Source organism: Chitinophaga niabensis, from assembly GCF_900129465.1.
GTDB lineage: Bacteria > Bacteroidota > Bacteroidia > Chitinophagales > Chitinophagaceae > Chitinophaga > Chitinophaga niabensis.
The window spans coordinates 1,112,195-1,129,292 of the sequence record NZ_FSRA01000002.1; the positions used below are offsets into that span (position 1 = coordinate 1,112,195).

The following is a 17,098-nucleotide window of genomic DNA, read 5'->3' on the forward strand; positions in this document are numbered from 1 at the left end:
CAAGCCATGAAGAAAGTTTTAATCTACGGCGTTCTAACGATAGCGGCCATCGCGGCCATCATGTGGAAGCTCACTGCTAACAAAAAAGCAAACGCAGCTAAAACAGAATTTGTAAAACAAAGCAATACCGGCGATGTGCCTGTGGTTACAGAAAAAGTAGCCCGTGTGGAGTTTGATCAGAATTTTTTAGCGAACGGCAACTTTGAGCCGGTACGCGAACTCACTTTTATGAGTGATGTGGCTGGCCGCATTACACAATTGATGGTAGACGAAGGAAGTTATGTGAAGCAGGGACAGGTGATTGCCCGCATCGATAATGAATTGCTGGGTACAGACCTGCAAGCGGCCAAAGTGAACCTGGAACAATTGAAGGTAGATAAGGAAAGGTATGAAAGCGCCTACAAAACCGGTGGCGTTACCCAGAAACAAATGGACGATACCAGGCTGCAATACGAAGTAGCACAAAGTAAATACGATGCCGCTTCCCGTAAGATCCGCGACACATATGTGAAAGCGCCGATCAACGGCACCATCAATGCAAAATATGTAGAGCAGGGCGCTTACCTGGCACTGGGTACCAAAATGTTTGACATCGTGGATGTTTCCCGCCTCAAACTGAAAGTAACCGTGCCTGAACAGCAAGTGATCCACCTGCAACTGGGTGATAAAGTAGAAGTGACCAGCAACGTATTCCCTGAAGTGAAATACAGCGGCAAGATCACTTTCATCGCAGCAAAAGGAGATAACACCCTGAGCTATCCGGTAGAAATGGAAGTTACAAATGTAAGCGGCAAAACCCTCAGGGCAGGCATGTACGGCACCGCCAATTTTGCCATGCCTAAACAGGACCCCGCTATCCTCGTATCCCGCACCTCTTTTGTTGGGGGCGTGAACAGTAACCAGGTCTATGTGATGGAGAACAATACCGCTAAGGTCCGCAAAGTAGTAGCAGGCAGGATCTATGGCGATAAAGTGGAAATACGGGAAGGGCTGAACGAAGGAGAAACTGTTATCACCGGCGGTCAGATCAACCTGACAGACGGTTCCAAAGTGACGGTACAGGCTAAGTAGTAGGACTTTACAAACTAATTGAACATGAAGATCACAGAAATTTCCATAAAGAGGCCTACGATAGTAGTGGTGCTGTTCACCATTCTCACCCTGCTGGGGTTTATCAGCTACAAGTCGTTGAACTATGAGCTGCTGCCCAAGTTCTCCTCTCCGATCGTAACCATTGCCACGGTATACCCTGGCGCCTCTCCACAAGAGGTGGAAAGTACGATCACCAAAAAGATTGAAGACGCGGTGGCTTCCATGGAGAAGATCAAGAAACTGACCTCCAAATCCTCCGAAAGTTTATCCGTAGTAACGGTAGAACTGAATAACGATGCGAATGTGGATATCGGCCTGCAGGATGCGCAAAGGAAAGTGAACGCTATCCTCGCAGAGCTTCCCGGCGATGCCAAACCACCTTCCCTCAACAAATTTTCCCTGGACGATCTGCCGATCATGACCTTATCGGCTACCGCTAAAATGGACGACCGCTTGTTCTTTGACCTGATCGATAAAAAGATCCAGCCGCAATTATCCCGCCTGCCGGGTGTTGCGCAGATCACCATCATTGGTGGCCAGGAAAGAGAAATAAAGATCAATATAGATCCTGCAAAACTCGAAGCCTACAAGCTCTCTATTTTGCAGGTACGCCAGGCAGTTACCAATGCCAACCTGGACTTCCCTACCGGTAAGGTGAAAACAGTAGAACAACAGATCCTTGTGCGTTTGGCCGGTAAATATAAGGATGTGGACCAATTGCGGAACCTGGTACTCACCACTACTGCAACAGGCACACAGGTGAGATTGGGAGATGTGGCCGACGTACAGGATACGCAGAAAGATGCAGAACGTTTGGCGAGAGTAGATGGTATGAGTGCGATTGCTTTGCAGGTACAGAAACAAACAGATGCCAACGCCGTAACAGTAAGTGAGGCCGTGCAGAAAGCAATCAAAGGAATAGAAAAAGAATATGCAGCCAGCTCATTGAAAGTAAAGATCGCGAACGATGCTTCCGTGTTCACGCTGGAATCTGCGGATTCTGTGATACATGACCTGATCATCGCTATCCTGCTGGTGGCAGCCGTGATGATGTTGTTCCTGCACAGTTTGCGGAACGCCATCTTCGTAATGATCTCTATCCCGGCTTCGCTGATCGCCACTTTTATTGGTATGAAGCTGATGGGCTTTTCACTCAACCTGATGAGTCTCTTAGGACTTTCCCTGGTGGTAGGTATCCTTGTGGATGATGCAATTGTGGTGCTCGAGAATATATATCGTCACATGGAAATGGGCAAGAACAAAGTACGTGCAGCGTTTGATGGTGTGAAGGAGATCGGTTTCACCGTTACTTCCATTACACTGGTAATTGTGGTAGTGTTCTTACCCATCTCCCTGACGAATGAACTGGTAAGTAAGATCGTGCGTGAATTCTGTGTGGTGGTGATGATCTCTACCATGTTGAGCTTGCTGGCTTCCTTTACCATTGTGCCTTTACTGGCATCCCGTTTTGGTAAGCTGGTTCACCTCACCGGTAAAAATCCTTTTGAGAAATTCATCTTATGGTTTGAAAGGCAGCTGGAGAAATTCACCGCCTGGATGACAGGTCTGCTGAAATGGGCGCTGGCGCATAAAACCATTACCATCGTAGCATCCCTGGCTTTGCTGATCGCTTCTTTCCAACTGGTAGGCAAAGGTTACATCGGAGGTGAGTTTATCCCGAATGGTGACCGCGGACAGTTTATTGTGATGTTGGAAATGCCGAAGGATGCATCGCTGGAACAAACCAACCTGGCTACCCGTAAAGTAGAACAGATCCTGGATAAAAAGAAAGAAGTAACCTCCTTAATCACTACAGTAGGTCAAACTTCTGAAGATGGTTTCGGAGCCTCACAGGCCACTGCCTATAAAGCAGAGGTCACCGTAATGCTGGTGGCGCAGAACCTGCGTGAATCATCAGACATCCTGGGGGCTAAAGTAAAGAAAGAGTTGAAGGAACAATTGCCAGGTGTGAAAGTGAAAACAACGCCGGTGAGTATCTTAGGTACGGCACAACGTGCGCCGATAGATCTGATCGTGATGGGTACCAACCTGGATAGTGTGATGAGCTTTGCGAAAGTGGCCATGGCGGAATTGAAAACAATCGAAGGTTCCAGTGAAGTGAAATTGTCTGTAGAAGAAGGGAACCCTGAGATCAATGTGCAGGTGGACCGTGATAAAATGTCCGCCCTGGGCCTCTCGCTTGAAACAGTAGGTGGAACCATGCAAACCGCGTTTAGTGGTACGGCAGATGATTCCAAAGTGAAATTCCGCCAGGGTGAATATGAGTACGATATCAATATCCGCTTCGACGACTTCAACCGTAAGAACATACAGGACGTTGCTTCGATCGATTTTGTGAACAACAAAGGTGAGCTGGTGAAACTCTCTCAGTTTGCCACTATCACAGAAGGTTCCGGCCCCAGCCGTTTGGAACGCAGGGATAAGAACACCTCCGTATCTGTACAATCACAGGTAATGGGCCGCCCCTCTGGTACCGTAACACAGGAGTTCACAGCCAAGCTGGCTAAACTGCAAAAACCTGCCGGCGTATCTTATATTTTCGGCGGAGATGCAGAGAACCAGGGAGATTCTTTCTCTACCATGGGTGTGGCATTACTGATCTCCATCATCATGGTATACCTCATCATGGTGGCGCTGTATGATAACTATATTTATCCGCTGGTGGTAATGTTCTCCATTCCGTTGTCTATCATCGGAGCGCTGTTAGCGCTGGCATTGACAAATAATACACTCAACATCTTTACCATCCTGGGTATGATCATGCTCATCGGGTTGGTGGCCAAGAATGCCATCATCCTGGTAGACTTCACCAACCAGATGAAAGAAGAAGGGCAGAGTACATATAACGCATTGATCCATGCCAACCATGCACGTTTACGCCCCATCCTCATGACCACCATTGCGATGGTGATAGGGATGCTGCCGATCGCATTGGCAACAGGCGGTGTGGCTTCTACTAAGAATGGCCTGGCCTGGGTAATTGTGGGAGGATTGATCAGTTCGATGTTCCTGACATTGATTGTGGTGCCGGTGATCTATATGGTGGTAGACAAGATAATGGCGAAGTTCGGCATGAACAGGATCTCTAAGAAACGTTATATCCGTCAGAGGATGGTAGCGCCAACAAGAAAGGAATTACAATTGGAAGAAGTGGAGACCGCTTCGATGATGAACTAAGGATAAGATTTTTGTTACAAACAGTGTAACAGTTGTAGGTTTAACTAAATAAGGGCCGGGATGTCTTATCCCGGCCAACTTATTTTATTAACCTTTAATGATCTTATCCATGGAGGCGGTGATCCCTTTGATCAGGGAAGAACTGAAGCCCTGGTGTTCCATTTCATTTAAACCTGCAATGGTGCATCCCTTAGGCGTGGTCACCTTATCTATCTCTTCTTCAGGATGGCGTTTTTCTTTGATCAGTAATTCCGCCGCACCCTTCACCGTTTGCGCAACGATCAGGTTAGCTGTACGGGCATCGAACCCTATTTCAATACCTCCCTGGATACTGGCCCTGATGAAACGTAATGCATAAGCAATACCGCAGGCCCCTAAAACTGTGGCTGCATCCATCAGCTTCTCGTCTATATTTACGGATACCCCTAACTGGTCAAACATCTTCTGCACATACTGGTGCTGTTCTTCTGAGGCATTGCGGCCGCAGATGCAGGTGATGGACTCCTGGATGGCAATGGCAGTATTGGGCATAGCGCGGAAAATAGGCAGGCCGGGAAGCGTGATCTTTTCAAGATCGTCCAGGAACACACCTGTTACCACGCTGATAAGGATCTGTTTTTTTGCATCGAAAGAGGCACGCAGCTCACTCAGCACTTCTTTTACGTTGTACGGTTTAAGGGCAACCACTACCACATCTGCCTGGCTGATGGCTTTGGCATTGTCTGATTCTACCTGTACCCCCTGGTCTTTCAGGTCCTTAAGGGTAGCTGTGTTACGCTTGGTAACAGTGATCTCTGCAGCTTTGGAAAAACCACTCTTCAGGAGGCCCTTTGCTATTGCGGAACCGAGGTTGCCGCCGCCAATTATGGCTATCTTTTTACCGGACATAGTCTATCAATTTGGAAGGGTAAGTTAAAACAAAAGGGCCAACACTGCAAGGAAAGCCGGGAAAGGCAATGGCCGCGCTGGTTGGCGCGGCCATTGGAAATATGTTTTATTCAGATAACGTGGGAATTTGGGGTGTTTTATAAGGCTTTAAAGCAAAGTACGCAGCCTCTCAGGGCAAAGTAACATGGCTCCAGTTTTCGCCACTCTTAATACGATATAACTGCATTTCGCTGATATCAAACTGTTCCGCGATCTGCTTCATGGTTTTCTTGCCGGGCTTCTCCAGCAGGCGTTTAATACTTTTTACTTTAGTTACATTCAGCTTCAGCCCCTTCTGACGGTTACGCTGCATTTCTTTGTAAGCAATTTTGGCGGGACTTTTCTGCTGGTGTTTTTCCATCTCTTCTTTAGTGGCCCAGCGGAGGTTGGAGATCTTGTTGTTCTTCTTGTCGAAATCGAGATGGATAACAAATTTTTGTTTGGGGCTTTCTTTCTTTGCAAACAGCCGGGCAACTTCGCGGTGGAGATAGAGAGATTGATAAGTGTCTGCAGGTTTAATGTTGAGTACGGTGTAACCCTCAACGGTAGAGCCATTCAACAACTTTCCATCGTCCATGCTTTCCCGGTAACTGATCACTCTACCCATGTTGGACACTGCGTATCTTTTGCGCAGGGCAGATTTGTTTTTGATCTGCAAGTCTTTCCAGACTTCGTTTTTCAGATTTTTGATCGTGGCCATGTGATGAGGTTTTTTGTGATTCAACTTGGGATTGATTTAATCTGGGAAACCACACGCTAACTCCATATTAGGATGAATTGGTACGTCCACTGGTTCGTTCATTGGGGGCATTGTCCTCTCAAATATATGATCTTTATACTGTAATGCTACAGCATCCAGTACTTCTTCTATGGTTGACGCTGTATTGCAAGTTACTAATTGTGACCGGAATTCTTTGATATGGGGTAAGCCTTTTAAGTAATTCGTGTAATGCCTGCGCATTTCCAGTATACCCACCACATCTCCCTTCCAGCTGATAGAATGGCGGAGGTGTTGTTTGCAGACCTTAACACGTTCAGCCACAGTCGGTGGCGGCAGATGTGTGCCGGTTTTCAGGAAATGTTTGATCTCATTAAAGATCCAGGGATAACCGATAGCCGCACGGCCTATCATCACGCCATCCACGCCAAACCTTTCCCTGGCGGCCTTTGCCTGTTCCGGCGTACAGATATCGCCATTCCCGAAAATGGGAATATTGATCCGGGGGTTGTTCTTCACTTTACCGATCAGGGTCCAGTCCGCATGACCCTTATACATTTGTGTGCGGGTACGGCCATGGATGGTAAGTGCTTTAATCCCAACATCCTGCAGGCGTTCTGCCACTTCCTCGATGTTTTTGGTATCATCGTCCCAACCCAGGCGGGTCTTAACAGTAACGGGCAGGCGGGTAGCTTTTACCACGGCTGCCGTAAGTTTTACCATCTTGGGAATATCTTTCAGGATGCCGGCGCCGGCGCCTTTACAAGTCACTTTCTTTACGGGGCAGCCGAAGTTGATGTCCAGCAGGTCCGGATTGGCCGCTTCCACGATCTGGGCCGCCATGGCCATGGGTTCTTCATCCCCGCCAAAGATCTGAATGCCCACCGGGCGTTCGTAATCAAAGATGTCTAATTTCTGCCTGCTTTTAATAGCGTCACGGATAAGGCCCTCCGAAGAAATGAACTCCGAATACATCAGATCAGCCCCGTTTATTTTACATACTGCACGAAAAGGGGGGTCGCTTACATCTTCCATGGGCGCCAGTAATAACGGGAATTCACCTAATTCAATATCTCCTATTTTCACCATATAATTCGGATTCATATGTTGCCACTTTTTATTTTATCGCTGAACTGGCAAACACACTGTAAATTTACGCAAAAATACTACAGCGATAATTTATGGGCTACCTAAGGCAATATTCCCCCTTCATGCAATTGGCCACTATTTTCGGCATCTGGATAGGTTTTGTACTGATCACGCAACTGGGTATGGTTACCTTCTTCCCAGCTATCAGTGGCGGCTACACGATTGGGGATTATAAAGATCCCGCAGCCTGGAACAGCGCCAATTTCATCTTTGCCATGAAGGTCTTTCAGATGCTCTATTCTGTTGTGGGCTTCCTGGTGCCGGGTTTGCTCTTTGCCTACCTTACACATCCGGAGCCAGCCACCTACCTGGGTATCAGGCAAAAACCCAAGCTGGTCCAATTGCTGTTAGCCCTACTGATCATCTTTTGCTCCCTTCCCCTGGTAGGTGCATTGAGTGAATGGAATACCTCCTGGCCTATTCCACAAAGCCTGCGGGACCTGGAAGAAAGCCTGGCTGAACAAACAAAACGTTTGCTGGACATGCCGGACATCGGCGCCATGTTCCTGAACCTCTTTATGCTGGCCTTATTACCCGCTATCGCAGAAGAAGTACTGTTCAGGGGAGTGGTACAAAGGATCCTGACCCAAATGGTAAAGAACGGCTGGGTGGCTGCTATCATCACCGGCATCATCTTTAGCGTGATCCATTTCCAGTTCCTCGGATTTATGCCACGATTTTTGCTGGGTTTCCTGATGGGGGCTATATACTTTGTAACCGGCAACCTCTGGTTACCCATCGCAGGTCACTTTTTGAACAATGGGCTGCAGGTAGTGTTAGTGTATCTTTACCAGATCAAGCTGATCAGTTATGACGCCACTAAAGATGAACATGTACCCCTGTACTTTGTTTTTATCAGTATAGCAGTTACCGGCATCCTGTTATGGCAACTGCAGCAACGCGCAAAGGCATCCGGGCAGACATTTGCATTACCGCCTGAGCCGGAAGAAGAAGAAAACGATAATGAGTCAATATTTAAAGATTGAAATATGGAAAAAGACTGGGTTAAAGTATTTGGCAGCAATATTTCCTTTGAGGCTGAGATCATAAAAGGAATGCTGCTCGAAAATGAGATCGACGCTGTGGTAGTGAACCGCCAGGATTCATCCTTTGTGCAAATGTTACCGGGTATGGATGAAGTGTACGTACATAATTCCAACGAGGCAAAAGCAAAAGAACTGATTGCAGCAAGCCAGGAAGGGAAGATGGAAAACAATCTGTAGATTTACGCCCGATCCAACTTCTAGAAAAGAATGAAGACCTTTATCACGCGTACCATTACTGCTTTGTTTTTTGTAGCAATCATGCTGGGAGGCATGTTGTATAACGAGTACACGTTCTTCCTTTTATTTTTCCTGATCAACTTCTTTGCCTTAAAAGAATATTTCAAGCTGGTAAGGCTGATAGATCCGGAATACAACGAAATTTCGCCCTGGCATAAGTATGGTGTGCTGGTGGCAGGTTGCGCCATTATGATGGCTTTCTCAGGACCCAATTTCAGTTTCGGGGAGTTATCCATCGGAGAGATTGGCTGGGTCACGGCCTTTATTTTCATACTGGTGCTTCCGTTGGGAGAGATCCTGATGAGTAAGAACTTCACCCTGAAGTTCATCGGGTATTCCCTTCTTGGCCTGTTATATGTAACCGTTCCGCTGGGATTGCTGGTGGATATCCGTGTAGGGCATCAGGCGGGCTCTCTCATGGAATCAATATCATTTGGCCTATACGGGGTCCTGATCCCCTTACTGCTGATCTTTTTTATCTGGATCAACGATACCATGGCCTACATTGTGGGTTCCCTCATTGGCCGTACCCCTTTTTTCCCTTCCATTTCACCAAAGAAAACAATAGAAGGAACGGTAGGTGGAATGGTACTGGCTATAGCAGCAGCCGGGATCTATGGATATTTCTGGGGGAACGATCTGCTGTACTGGCCTCACTGGATAGCGCTGGCTACTATCGCGGCCATTTTTGGTTCTGCCGGCGACCTGCTGGAATCCCGCCTGAAAAGAATGGCCGGTGTAAAAGATTCCGGTAAAATAATGCCGGGCCACGGAGGTTTCCTGGACCGCTTCGATTCCTTGCTGGTAGCGGCTCCATTTGCATGGATCTACGTACTGCTCTTTGTTTTTAAATAGAAGGTATTTTCTTCATACCTTCGTACCGCTGAAAAACCGGCAAAGAAATTAAACGAAAACAAAAACAATGACTATTCACCGCGAGGGAACTGCTACCATCACCCTAACCTTTGTTGTACTGGCACTGCTGAACGGCGCTTTATTTTACTGGTTCCCTGCTAATCCTGCTCTTTGCTGGACGGTATTTGGCATCTCCCTGATCTTATTCCTTTTCATTATTTCCTTTTTCCGGATACCCGGCAGGGTATTGAACCAGGATGAACAACTGGTGATCGCTCCGGCAGATGGAAGAGTGGTGGTGATAGAAGAAACTGTTGAAACAGAATACTTTAAAGACAAAAGATTACAGGTTTCCATTTTTATGAGCCCTGCCAATGTGCATGTGAACAGGAACCCTATCAGCGGAGAAGTGAAACTGAGCCAATACCATGCAGGTAAATACCTGGTGGCCTGGCATCCGAAATCTTCCACGGAGAACGAACGCCATACCGTTGTTATCGGCAATGGCCGCCAGGAAATATTGGTTCGCCAGATTGCCGGAGCGCTTGCCCGCAGGATTGTAAATTACCTGAAAGCAGGCATGCAGGTGAAACAGAATGAAGAGATGGGGTTCATCAAATTCGGTTCCCGCGTTGATATTTACTTACCTGTAGGTACAAAAGTGGATGTAGCTTTAGAACAGCATGTAAAAGGTGGCCAGACGGTGATTGCACGGTTGGGTTAATTTTACTATCTTCCACATACATTAAAAGACCTGAGCCATGAAGAAATTATTTTTTGCACTCGCAGCCATCACCTTATTAGCCGGACCCGTGCTTGCACAGGAAAAAGTAACAGCTAAGAAGAAGAAAGAAGCTACCTGTGAGAAAAAAGAAGATTGCTGCAAACAGGAACAAACTGCAAAAGGCAAATCCTGCTGTATGCCCAGTAAAGCTGCCGCGATGAAAACCGCCAGCGCTGCAAAGAAAGCAAAGCCTGCTGCTAAAGGATGATCTGAAAGAAAAAGCTACCCTGCGTAAACATGCAGCGGTATCTCCTGAAAATATAAACAGCCCCCCGCACATTGTGCGGGGGGCTGTTTTATTATTTTGATTTAAGGCAGGCTCCTTACAAGATTGCCTTCAACTCACTCAAACACCTGATCGTATAAGTAGGCTTCACCCCCTCCACAATTTCATTCGGCGCAAAATACACCTGGTCCATCCCCACCTGCTGCGCTCCCAGTATATCCACATCCAGCGTATCCCCGATCATAATACTATCGGAAGCAGTGGTAGATGCAAGGTTCACCGCAAAATCATAGATCTCGCGATGTGGCTTCAGGCTACCGCAGGTTTCGGATGTAATGATATGCGTGAAGTAATGTTGTATCCCCGAATGCTGCATCTTCAGGAGTTGTGTTTCCTCAAAACCATTCGTGATCATATGAATGGGATACTTCTTCTGCTGCAGGTAATCCAGTACCTCTACCGCATGCGGAAATAGCGCAGTTTTGGTAGGTAGTATTTCGAGGAACCGCTTACCCATAGAAGCACTCAGCTTATCATCCCCTATCTTGAAATCAAGGAAAGTTAAAGAAAAACGTTTGGTACGCAGGTCCTGGCGGGTGATAAATCCCTTTCGGAAACGGTCCCACAATTTATCATTGATCACGGAGTAAGAAGCGTAAAATGTTTCAAAAGAAGGAATTCCTCTTTTTTCCAGCGCATGTTCCGTATAAAGTTCCTGTAGCGTTTCTATGCAATTGGCTTCGAAATCCCACAAAGTGTGGTCCAGATCGAAGAAAATATGTTTGTATCTCATAAAAAATCGGGTCGTTGGCAATGTTCTCCGTTACAAATTTACTATTTCCCGCGCACACCTGTTTGGGGGAATGCCGCATTAGCTTATTTTAGAGGTATGTATGCAATAATAACCGGGGCCAGTAAAGGAATTGGCAGGGCAGTGGCCATAAAGCTGGCCGCAGAAGGATTTGATATCGCCATTTGTGCACGCAACACTTCCGCATTGGAAGAAGCAAAAGCAGCCGTTACTGCACAACGGCAAAATGTAAAAGTACTGGCAGAAAAGGTGGATATGAGTAATAAAGCGCAGGTACTGGCTTTCGGGCAAAAAGTACGTACGTTCTTTGGAAGCGCACCGGCCATACTCGTGAATAATGCAGGTATTTTTGTTCCCGGCGCCGTACATGAAGAAGAAGACGGGCACCTGGAAAAAATGATGGCCGTAAACCTCTACAGCGCCTACCATCTTACCCGCGATCTCTTGCCAGGGATGAAAGAGGCCGGGAAAGGGCATATCTTCAACCTTTGCTCTACAGCCAGCCATAAAGCATATCCCAATGGCGGATCTTATAGCATTACCAAGTTTGCGCTCCTGGGTTTCTCTCAGAACCTCCGGGAGGAACTGAAGCCCCATAATGTAAAAGTTACCTCTATCAGTCCCGGCCCCACCTTAACAGCTTCCTGGCAAGGATTTGATGGCCCTGCAGGGCGTTTAATGGAACCTGAAGATGTGGCAGCCATGATCTGGGCTGCATATAACCTTAGCCAGCAGGCAGTTGTAGAAGATATACTCATGCGCCCTATGTTGGGAGATATTGAGTGAAATCCTTACTAGTGGCTTGTCTTACAAGATTTTTAACTAACTTTTAACGCACGATCGGAATAGGCCCCGTAAGCATTGGTTAAATTTGTTTCCAGGATGAACTTCAATATTGGTTTGAAAAAATATCTACTAACGCTGCTTGTAATATGCGCAGCCACACTTATAACTGTCGCGCAGACGTTTCGTTTTACCACAGCTGTGAACACGAATACCATCGCAATGGATGAGATGGTGCATATTCAGTTCATGCTGGAAAACCCTGTTAACCTCAGCCAGTTCACGCCGCCACAATTCACCGGCTTCAATGTGGTACAGGGGCCTCAGCAAATGCAGGGGAGCTCCTATGTGAACGGAAAGGGCACAGAATATATCGCTTTCAGTTACATCCTGCAACCTACCAAACCCGGCTCCTTCACTATTCCCGGAGGTACGGCAAGGGTAGACGGCAAACTGGTGAAAAGTAACCCGGTGAATATTGAAGTAGTGAAAGGAGGGCAGGGCGCACAGTTACCTCAGCAGCAACAACAGCCTTATCAACGGAGAGCATTCCCGGATAACGGATATGAAAATCAACCGGGCATTTTAAAGAAAGGAGAAGATGTAAAAGAGAAACTGCGTAAGAACCTTTTTGTGCGGGTTGATGTAGATAAAACTACTGTATACGAAGGAGAACAATTAACGGCTACTTATAAACTCTACACCCGCCTCCCCACGAATTCAAGCGTAACCAAAGTACCGGCATTCAAAGGGTTTTCAGCCAGGGATATTGAACTGCCCAATCCTCCGCAGGCAACAGAAGAGATCGTGAATGGCGAACGGTACAAAGTATTCACCATCCGCAAAACATTATTATTCCCTTTACAATCCGGCCAGCTGGAACTGGATCCCGCAGAAGTGGATAACCAGGTACATCTTGTAACCATGGCGAGCGCGAGAAAGAAAAGGGGCGATGATCCTTTCAGGGATGCATTCGGTGCAAGCCCATTTGATGATCCGTTCTTTGACGATCCCTTCGGCAATCCGCAATACGAAGTAGTGCCGTATAAAATTCAAAGCCCGGTAGTGAAGATCAATGTGAAACCATTACCCACCGCAGGGCGCCCGGCCAGTTTCAACGGAGCCGTAGGGCGTTTCACCATGACGGCCGTAGCCGATAAAAAAGACCTCAGCACAGATGATGCGCTCACACTGAAGGTAACCATTGCAGGGCAGGGAAATGTGAACCTTCTGAATCCGCCGCCTTTAAACATCCCGACTGCATTCGAGAAATATGATCCCACACTGTCTGATAATATTGAAAAGAACAGTAACCCGCTCAGCGGTTCAAGGATCTTCCAGTATGTATTAATGCCGCAGGAAAAAGGAGAGCACACCTTACCGCCGGTAGAGTTCTCGTATTTTGATCCTGCTGCCAATGCCTATAAAGTATTACAGTCTTCCGCCTTCCCTTTACATGTGATAGCAGGTAAACTGGCAAAGAAAGAAAAAGAAGACTTCGGCGGCAAAACGGAACTGGGTAATATCCGCACTTCCGGTCAGCGCTGGAGTAAACACAGCCCCTTCTTCTTTGGTAAACCCCTTTTCTGGATCCTGTTATTATTACCTTTACTGGGAGTTGCAGGAATGGCCTGGTACCGCAAACGCGAAAACTTCAGGCAGAGCAATGTGGCCATGTTAAAACATAAACATGCCAACAAAGTAGCCCTGAAACGCCTGGAGCTGGCTGCACGTTATCTGAAAGAGGGAAAAGACAAAGCGTTCTATGAAGAAACATCCCGCGCTACCTGGGGTTATCTCAGCCATAAATTAAAGATCCCGATGGCGGAATTGAGCAAACAGGTGGTACAGGATAAACTGGGTGACCGGCTGAAAGAAACCACCAAATTACAATTGATAGAACTGATAGATAGATGCGAAACGGCGCTGTATGCACCCGTGAGCAGTAATGAACATCGCCAGGATGCTTACCAGCAGGCTGTGCAGGTGATCAGTTCCGTTGAAGAAGAATTAAAAGGAAGGGCCGGAAAATAATAGACTATGATGCGTGCATTCGTAAATCCCCTGTTATACATCTTACTATTCTTAAGTACTGCGCTATTTGCGCAGGTCCCTGCGCTGTTCACAGAAGCCAACAAGCTCTATGAGCAGAAGAAGTATGCAGAAGCGGCTGATAAATACCAGCAACTGATAGACTCTGGTTACCAGGTGGCAGACCTTTACTATAATGCAGGGAATGCTTATTATAAAAGTAACCAGACCGGCATGGCTGTATATAGTTTTGAAAAAGCCCTCAGTCTTAAACCGGGAGATGAACAAATAGAACAGAACCTGGTGCTGGCCAATCAGCAGGTAGGGAATAACCTGGAATCATTACCCCTTCTCTTCTTTGAAAAATGGTGGCTGCAATTGCAGGTAATGCATACCTCCGCAGGGTGGGCTACCGGCAGCATTGTGTTTTGCTGGATCCTGGCTGCGCTGGCCATCGTTTATTTTTTCCTGCCGAATATGAAACGCCCTGTTTTTCGTTGGGGTATGCTCGTGGCAGGGATCCTGTTCATTGGATATTTCAGCATGGCCATCTGGATGCAGAATAAGGCCTATAACAGCGGAAGTGCTGTTGTGATGAAGAATGGCAAAGTGAAAGCCGCGCCGGATGAAGGAAGTAAAGACCTCTTCGAAATAAAGGAAGGGATCAAAATAAAGGTACTGGATAGCACAAAGGATTTTTCCAAAGTGCAACTGTCTGATGGTAAAACCGGTTGGATAGCTGTGAAGGATATCCGCAACCTATAACCTTTCTATCCGCGTCAAAAAATCCTGTTTGCGGTTCCGTGAAACGGGAATGTTCTTTCCATCCGTCATAATGATCTCGCCGCCATCTCCCTTGATGTACTTGTGCATATAAGAGAGGTTGATGAGATAACTGTTATGCACCCTGAAGAACCCTTTTTCCCTCAAAGCTTCTTCCACTTCCTTCAACGATCTGCAAATGAGCGTAGGTATACCCTGCTGTGCCATGAACACTTTCGTATAACCGCCGGCAGATTCGCAATAGGTGATATCCTTTATGGGGATCATGCGTAAGCCATCTTCCGTAGGCAGGGCCAGCCTTTCGTTGGGCTGCACATGCTGATGCAGGAATTGCAGCAGGGCATCTACTTTGGTAGCGGAATTAGTAGTTTGTGTAAGTGCCTTTTGCACGCTTTGCACCAGCTCATCTTTATCGATAGGCTTTAATAAAAAATCCAGGGCACTATGCCGGATAGCTTTGATGGCATATTGATCGTAAGCAGTGGTGAATATCACAGAAAAGCTGCGGCGGGCGCAGGATTCCAGGAGTTCGAACCCATTCATGCCGGGCATTTCCACATCCAGGAAAACAAGCTGGGGTTGTAATCTTTCAATCACTTTCAAAGCTTCTTCCGGATCCCCGCAAAGGGCGTCTATCGTTACATCCGGACAATGGCGTTCTAATAGCATTTGCAGCACATCGCGGCAATGTTTCTCATCATCTATAATAACGGCGTGCATATAGGTAAAATGCTTTTGGTTGATCCTCTGTTCACTGTTCGTACATCGAATTTACTTAAAAATCCGCTCTTCTTCGGGCAGAGAGGTAGTAGTGACGTTGGGGAAGTGAAAAAGGGTGTAAGTACCCGTCTTATTATGATGGGGGTCAAACAGGTGACCGGTACTGATAGCGGCATGTGTATGATAGCGGGCATTCATCCAGTGGAGCCTTTCAGCTGCCACGCGGGTACCTGCCGTTCTTTGCTGGTGGTGGTGGAACATGTTTTGCCTTGCCACACCATTATCTTCCACACGGATGAACACTTCGTCTTCATTCTGCCCTATTTCTATCCTGATCATGCCTTTCTGTTCCGGTGTTTTTTGTAGAAGCCGGTACCAGATGGCATTCTGAATATAAGGCTGAACAATGAAAGGGGGTACCAGCATCTGCATATCCAATGAAGGAGCGGTGTGTATTTCATACTCAAACTGTCCTTCAAACCGTAGTTGTTCCAGTTGCAGATAGAGTTCAAGCGTTTCCAGTTCTTCTTCCAATGGGATCCATTCCTTGCTGCTGTTCTCGAGCGTAAAACGCATCAGGCGGGAAAAGCGGGTAAGGTAAGTAGAGGCCTGTTCTGTACTGGCAGAGAGAATGTAGCTATGAATAGCATTGAGGCTGTTGAAGATGAAGTGGGGGTCCATCTGGGATTGGAATGCATGCAATTCCAGGGACGCGCGGCTTCTTTGTGCCGCGATCCTTGCCTGCATATTTCTGCGAAGTTTCTTCTCCCGCCACCAGAATAGTGCTCCGAGTATTCCGATGCCCACAAAAAAAATGGTCCAGTAAACCGTTTTTCCCGTTAAGGGTTGAACAATGCATAATGTATACAATATGATGGATCCGTTAAGGGGGTTACACATACTTTAAAATTCCTAAGCCTGCCAAATATAGCCCCGTTTCCCACCCTGGAAAAGGGGGATTGAGTAGCTGGCAGCAGCCGGCTTACGGATGGCAGCGGAGGAGGGATAGTTGGTGATCAGCCATCTGTGAACTTATACCCAACTCCGCGAACGGAATGAAAGTACTGGGAATTGCGGCTGTCCTGCTCAAAATACTTGCGGAAATTGAGGATAAAGTTGTCTATGGTACGTGTTGTAGGGTAAACATTATAACCCCAAACCACCTGGAGGATCTTTTCGCGGGTTACTACCTCGCCTTTGTTTTCTATGAGCAGTTTCAGCAGCATGGTCTCTTTCTTGGAGAGCTCATGGTGTTTGCCGTCTTTACCTACACATTCCTGTGCGGCAAAGTCTATCATATTATTGCCGAAGCGGTAGATATTGGGTACGTTGTCCTTTTCCTGGATCTTTTTGTTCTTTACGATCAGTTTCTCCACACGGAGGAGGAGTTCTTCCAGGTTGAAAGGTTTGGTCATGTAGTCGTCCCCGCCTTTTTTCAGCCCCAGCACTCTGTCTGCACTGCTATTTTTGGCGCTGAGGAACAAGATGGGCACTTCATTGTTCTGAATGCGGATGTTTTCGCACACGGCGATGCCGTCCATCTCGGGCAGCATGATATCGAGAATGATCAGGTCAAAGTATTCGTTCTTAACGGCTTTCAATGCACTGGTCCCATTGTCCACAGCCGTTACCTCATATCCTTCCAGCTCCAGGTTCAGCTTAAGTGCTTCCTGGAGATTTTCTTCATCTTCTACCAGCAATATTGATGCTTTCGTCGCTTCCTTCATATTGATGCATT

Annotated in this window: 17 protein-coding genes; 10 read left to right on the forward strand and 7 right to left on the reverse strand. The window is 47.0% G+C overall.

Annotated features, from left to right (window positions below):
• Positions 1 to 6 precede the first annotated feature (6 nt).
• Together BUR42_RS21590 and BUR42_RS21595 are read left to right on the forward strand one after the other, a co-directional pair.
• Positions 7 to 1,071 carry an efflux RND transporter periplasmic adaptor subunit gene (locus BUR42_RS21590; protein WP_074243133.1) on the forward strand — a complete coding sequence of 355 codons (1,065 nt, stop codon included), beginning with the start codon at positions 7 to 9 and terminating at the stop codon, positions 1,069 to 1,071.
• 24 nt (positions 1,072 to 1,095) lie between these two features.
• The gene (locus BUR42_RS21595) at positions 1,096 to 4,290 is read left to right on the forward strand and encodes an efflux RND transporter permease subunit (RefSeq protein WP_074241680.1); all 3,195 of its coding nucleotides are present in this window, start codon (positions 1,096 to 1,098) and stop codon (positions 4,288 to 4,290) included.
• An 87-nt stretch (positions 4,291 to 4,377) separates the two neighbouring features.
• On the opposite strand, the gene proC is transcribed toward BUR42_RS21595, so the two are convergent.
• The 3 genes from proC to dusB form a co-directional block, all read right to left on the reverse strand.
• The gene (proC, locus tag BUR42_RS21600) at positions 4,378 to 5,178 is read right to left on the reverse strand and encodes a pyrroline-5-carboxylate reductase (protein ID WP_074241681.1); all 801 of its coding nucleotides are present in this window, start codon (positions 5,176 to 5,178) and stop codon (positions 4,378 to 4,380) included.
• Positions 5,179 to 5,347: 169 nt separating this feature from the next.
• Positions 5,348 to 5,917 carry an HNH endonuclease signature motif containing protein gene (locus tag BUR42_RS21605; protein ID WP_074241682.1) on the reverse strand — a complete coding sequence of 190 codons (570 nt, stop codon included), beginning with the start codon at positions 5,915 to 5,917 and terminating at the stop codon, positions 5,348 to 5,350.
• A gap of 36 nt (positions 5,918 to 5,953) precedes the next feature.
• Positions 5,954 to 7,024 carry a tRNA dihydrouridine synthase DusB gene (dusB, locus tag BUR42_RS21610; protein ID WP_084185897.1) on the reverse strand — a complete coding sequence of 357 codons (1,071 nt, stop codon included), beginning with the start codon at positions 7,022 to 7,024 and terminating at the stop codon, positions 5,954 to 5,956.
• A gap of 122 nt (positions 7,025 to 7,146) precedes the next feature.
• Here dusB and BUR42_RS21615 point away from each other — a divergent pair, with 122 nt between their 5' ends.
• The 5 genes from BUR42_RS21615 to BUR42_RS21635 all read left to right on the forward strand — a co-directional run bounded on the left by BUR42_RS21615 (position 7,147) and on the right by BUR42_RS21635 (position 10,214).
• The gene (locus tag BUR42_RS21615; RefSeq protein ID WP_234979775.1) at positions 7,147 to 8,070 is read left to right on the forward strand and encodes a CPBP family intramembrane glutamic endopeptidase; all 924 of its coding nucleotides are present in this window, start codon (positions 7,147 to 7,149) and stop codon (positions 8,068 to 8,070) included.
• A 3-nt stretch (positions 8,071 to 8,073) separates the two neighbouring features.
• On the forward strand, positions 8,074 to 8,307 hold the full coding sequence (locus tag BUR42_RS21620) for a putative signal transducing protein (protein WP_074241684.1): 234 nt from the start codon (positions 8,074 to 8,076) through the stop codon (positions 8,305 to 8,307).
• A gap of 30 nt (positions 8,308 to 8,337) precedes the next feature.
• Positions 8,338 to 9,222, forward strand: a complete 885-nt coding sequence (locus BUR42_RS21625; protein ID WP_074241685.1) for a phosphatidate cytidylyltransferase — start codon at positions 8,338 to 8,340, stop codon at positions 9,220 to 9,222.
• A 67-nt stretch (positions 9,223 to 9,289) separates the two neighbouring features.
• Entirely contained in the window at positions 9,290 to 9,946 is a 657-nt protein-coding gene (locus tag BUR42_RS21630) for a phosphatidylserine decarboxylase family protein (protein ID WP_074241686.1), read from the forward strand.
• A 37-nt stretch (positions 9,947 to 9,983) separates the two neighbouring features.
• The gene (locus tag BUR42_RS21635; protein WP_074241687.1) at positions 9,984 to 10,214 is read left to right on the forward strand and encodes a hypothetical protein; all 231 of its coding nucleotides are present in this window, start codon (positions 9,984 to 9,986) and stop codon (positions 10,212 to 10,214) included.
• Positions 10,215 to 10,329: 115 nt separating this feature from the next.
• On the opposite strand, the gene BUR42_RS21640 is transcribed toward BUR42_RS21635, so the two are convergent.
• Positions 10,330 to 11,025, reverse strand: a complete 696-nt coding sequence (locus tag BUR42_RS21640; protein ID WP_074241688.1) for a YjjG family noncanonical pyrimidine nucleotidase — start codon at positions 11,023 to 11,025, stop codon at positions 10,330 to 10,332.
• Between the two features lie 96 nt (positions 11,026 to 11,121).
• On the opposite strand from BUR42_RS21640, the gene BUR42_RS21645 reads away from it, so the two are divergent.
• The 3 genes from BUR42_RS21645 (at position 11,122) to BUR42_RS21655 (ending at position 14,622) form a co-directional block, all read left to right on the forward strand.
• Positions 11,122 to 11,829 carry an SDR family oxidoreductase gene (locus tag BUR42_RS21645; protein ID WP_074241689.1) on the forward strand — a complete coding sequence of 236 codons (708 nt, stop codon included), beginning with the start codon at positions 11,122 to 11,124 and terminating at the stop codon, positions 11,827 to 11,829.
• Positions 11,830 to 11,925: 96 nt separating this feature from the next.
• Positions 11,926 to 13,860 (forward strand): BatD family protein, encoded by a 1,935-nt coding sequence (locus BUR42_RS21650; RefSeq protein ID WP_074241690.1) that lies wholly within the window; start codon positions 11,926 to 11,928, stop codon positions 13,858 to 13,860.
• 6 nt (positions 13,861 to 13,866) lie between these two features.
• Positions 13,867 to 14,622 (forward strand): SH3 domain-containing protein, encoded by a 756-nt coding sequence (locus tag BUR42_RS21655; RefSeq protein ID WP_074241691.1) that lies wholly within the window; start codon positions 13,867 to 13,869, stop codon positions 14,620 to 14,622.
• Here the strand turns inward: BUR42_RS21655 and BUR42_RS21660 are convergent.
• From BUR42_RS21660 to BUR42_RS21670, 3 genes are all read right to left on the reverse strand, one after another.
• Positions 14,617 to 15,360 carry a LytR/AlgR family response regulator transcription factor gene (locus tag BUR42_RS21660; RefSeq protein ID WP_074241692.1) on the reverse strand — a complete coding sequence of 248 codons (744 nt, stop codon included), beginning with the start codon at positions 15,358 to 15,360 and terminating at the stop codon, positions 14,617 to 14,619. The genes BUR42_RS21655 and BUR42_RS21660 overlap by 6 nt on opposite strands.
• 51 nt (positions 15,361 to 15,411) lie before the next feature.
• Entirely contained in the window at positions 15,412 to 16,107 is a 696-nt protein-coding gene (locus BUR42_RS21665; protein WP_159442324.1) for a sensor histidine kinase, read from the reverse strand.
• 269 nt (positions 16,108 to 16,376) lie between these two features.
• The gene (locus BUR42_RS21670; protein ID WP_074241694.1) at positions 16,377 to 17,087 is read right to left on the reverse strand and encodes a response regulator transcription factor; all 711 of its coding nucleotides are present in this window, start codon (positions 17,085 to 17,087) and stop codon (positions 16,377 to 16,379) included.
• Positions 17,088 to 17,098: the final 11 nt, after the last annotated feature.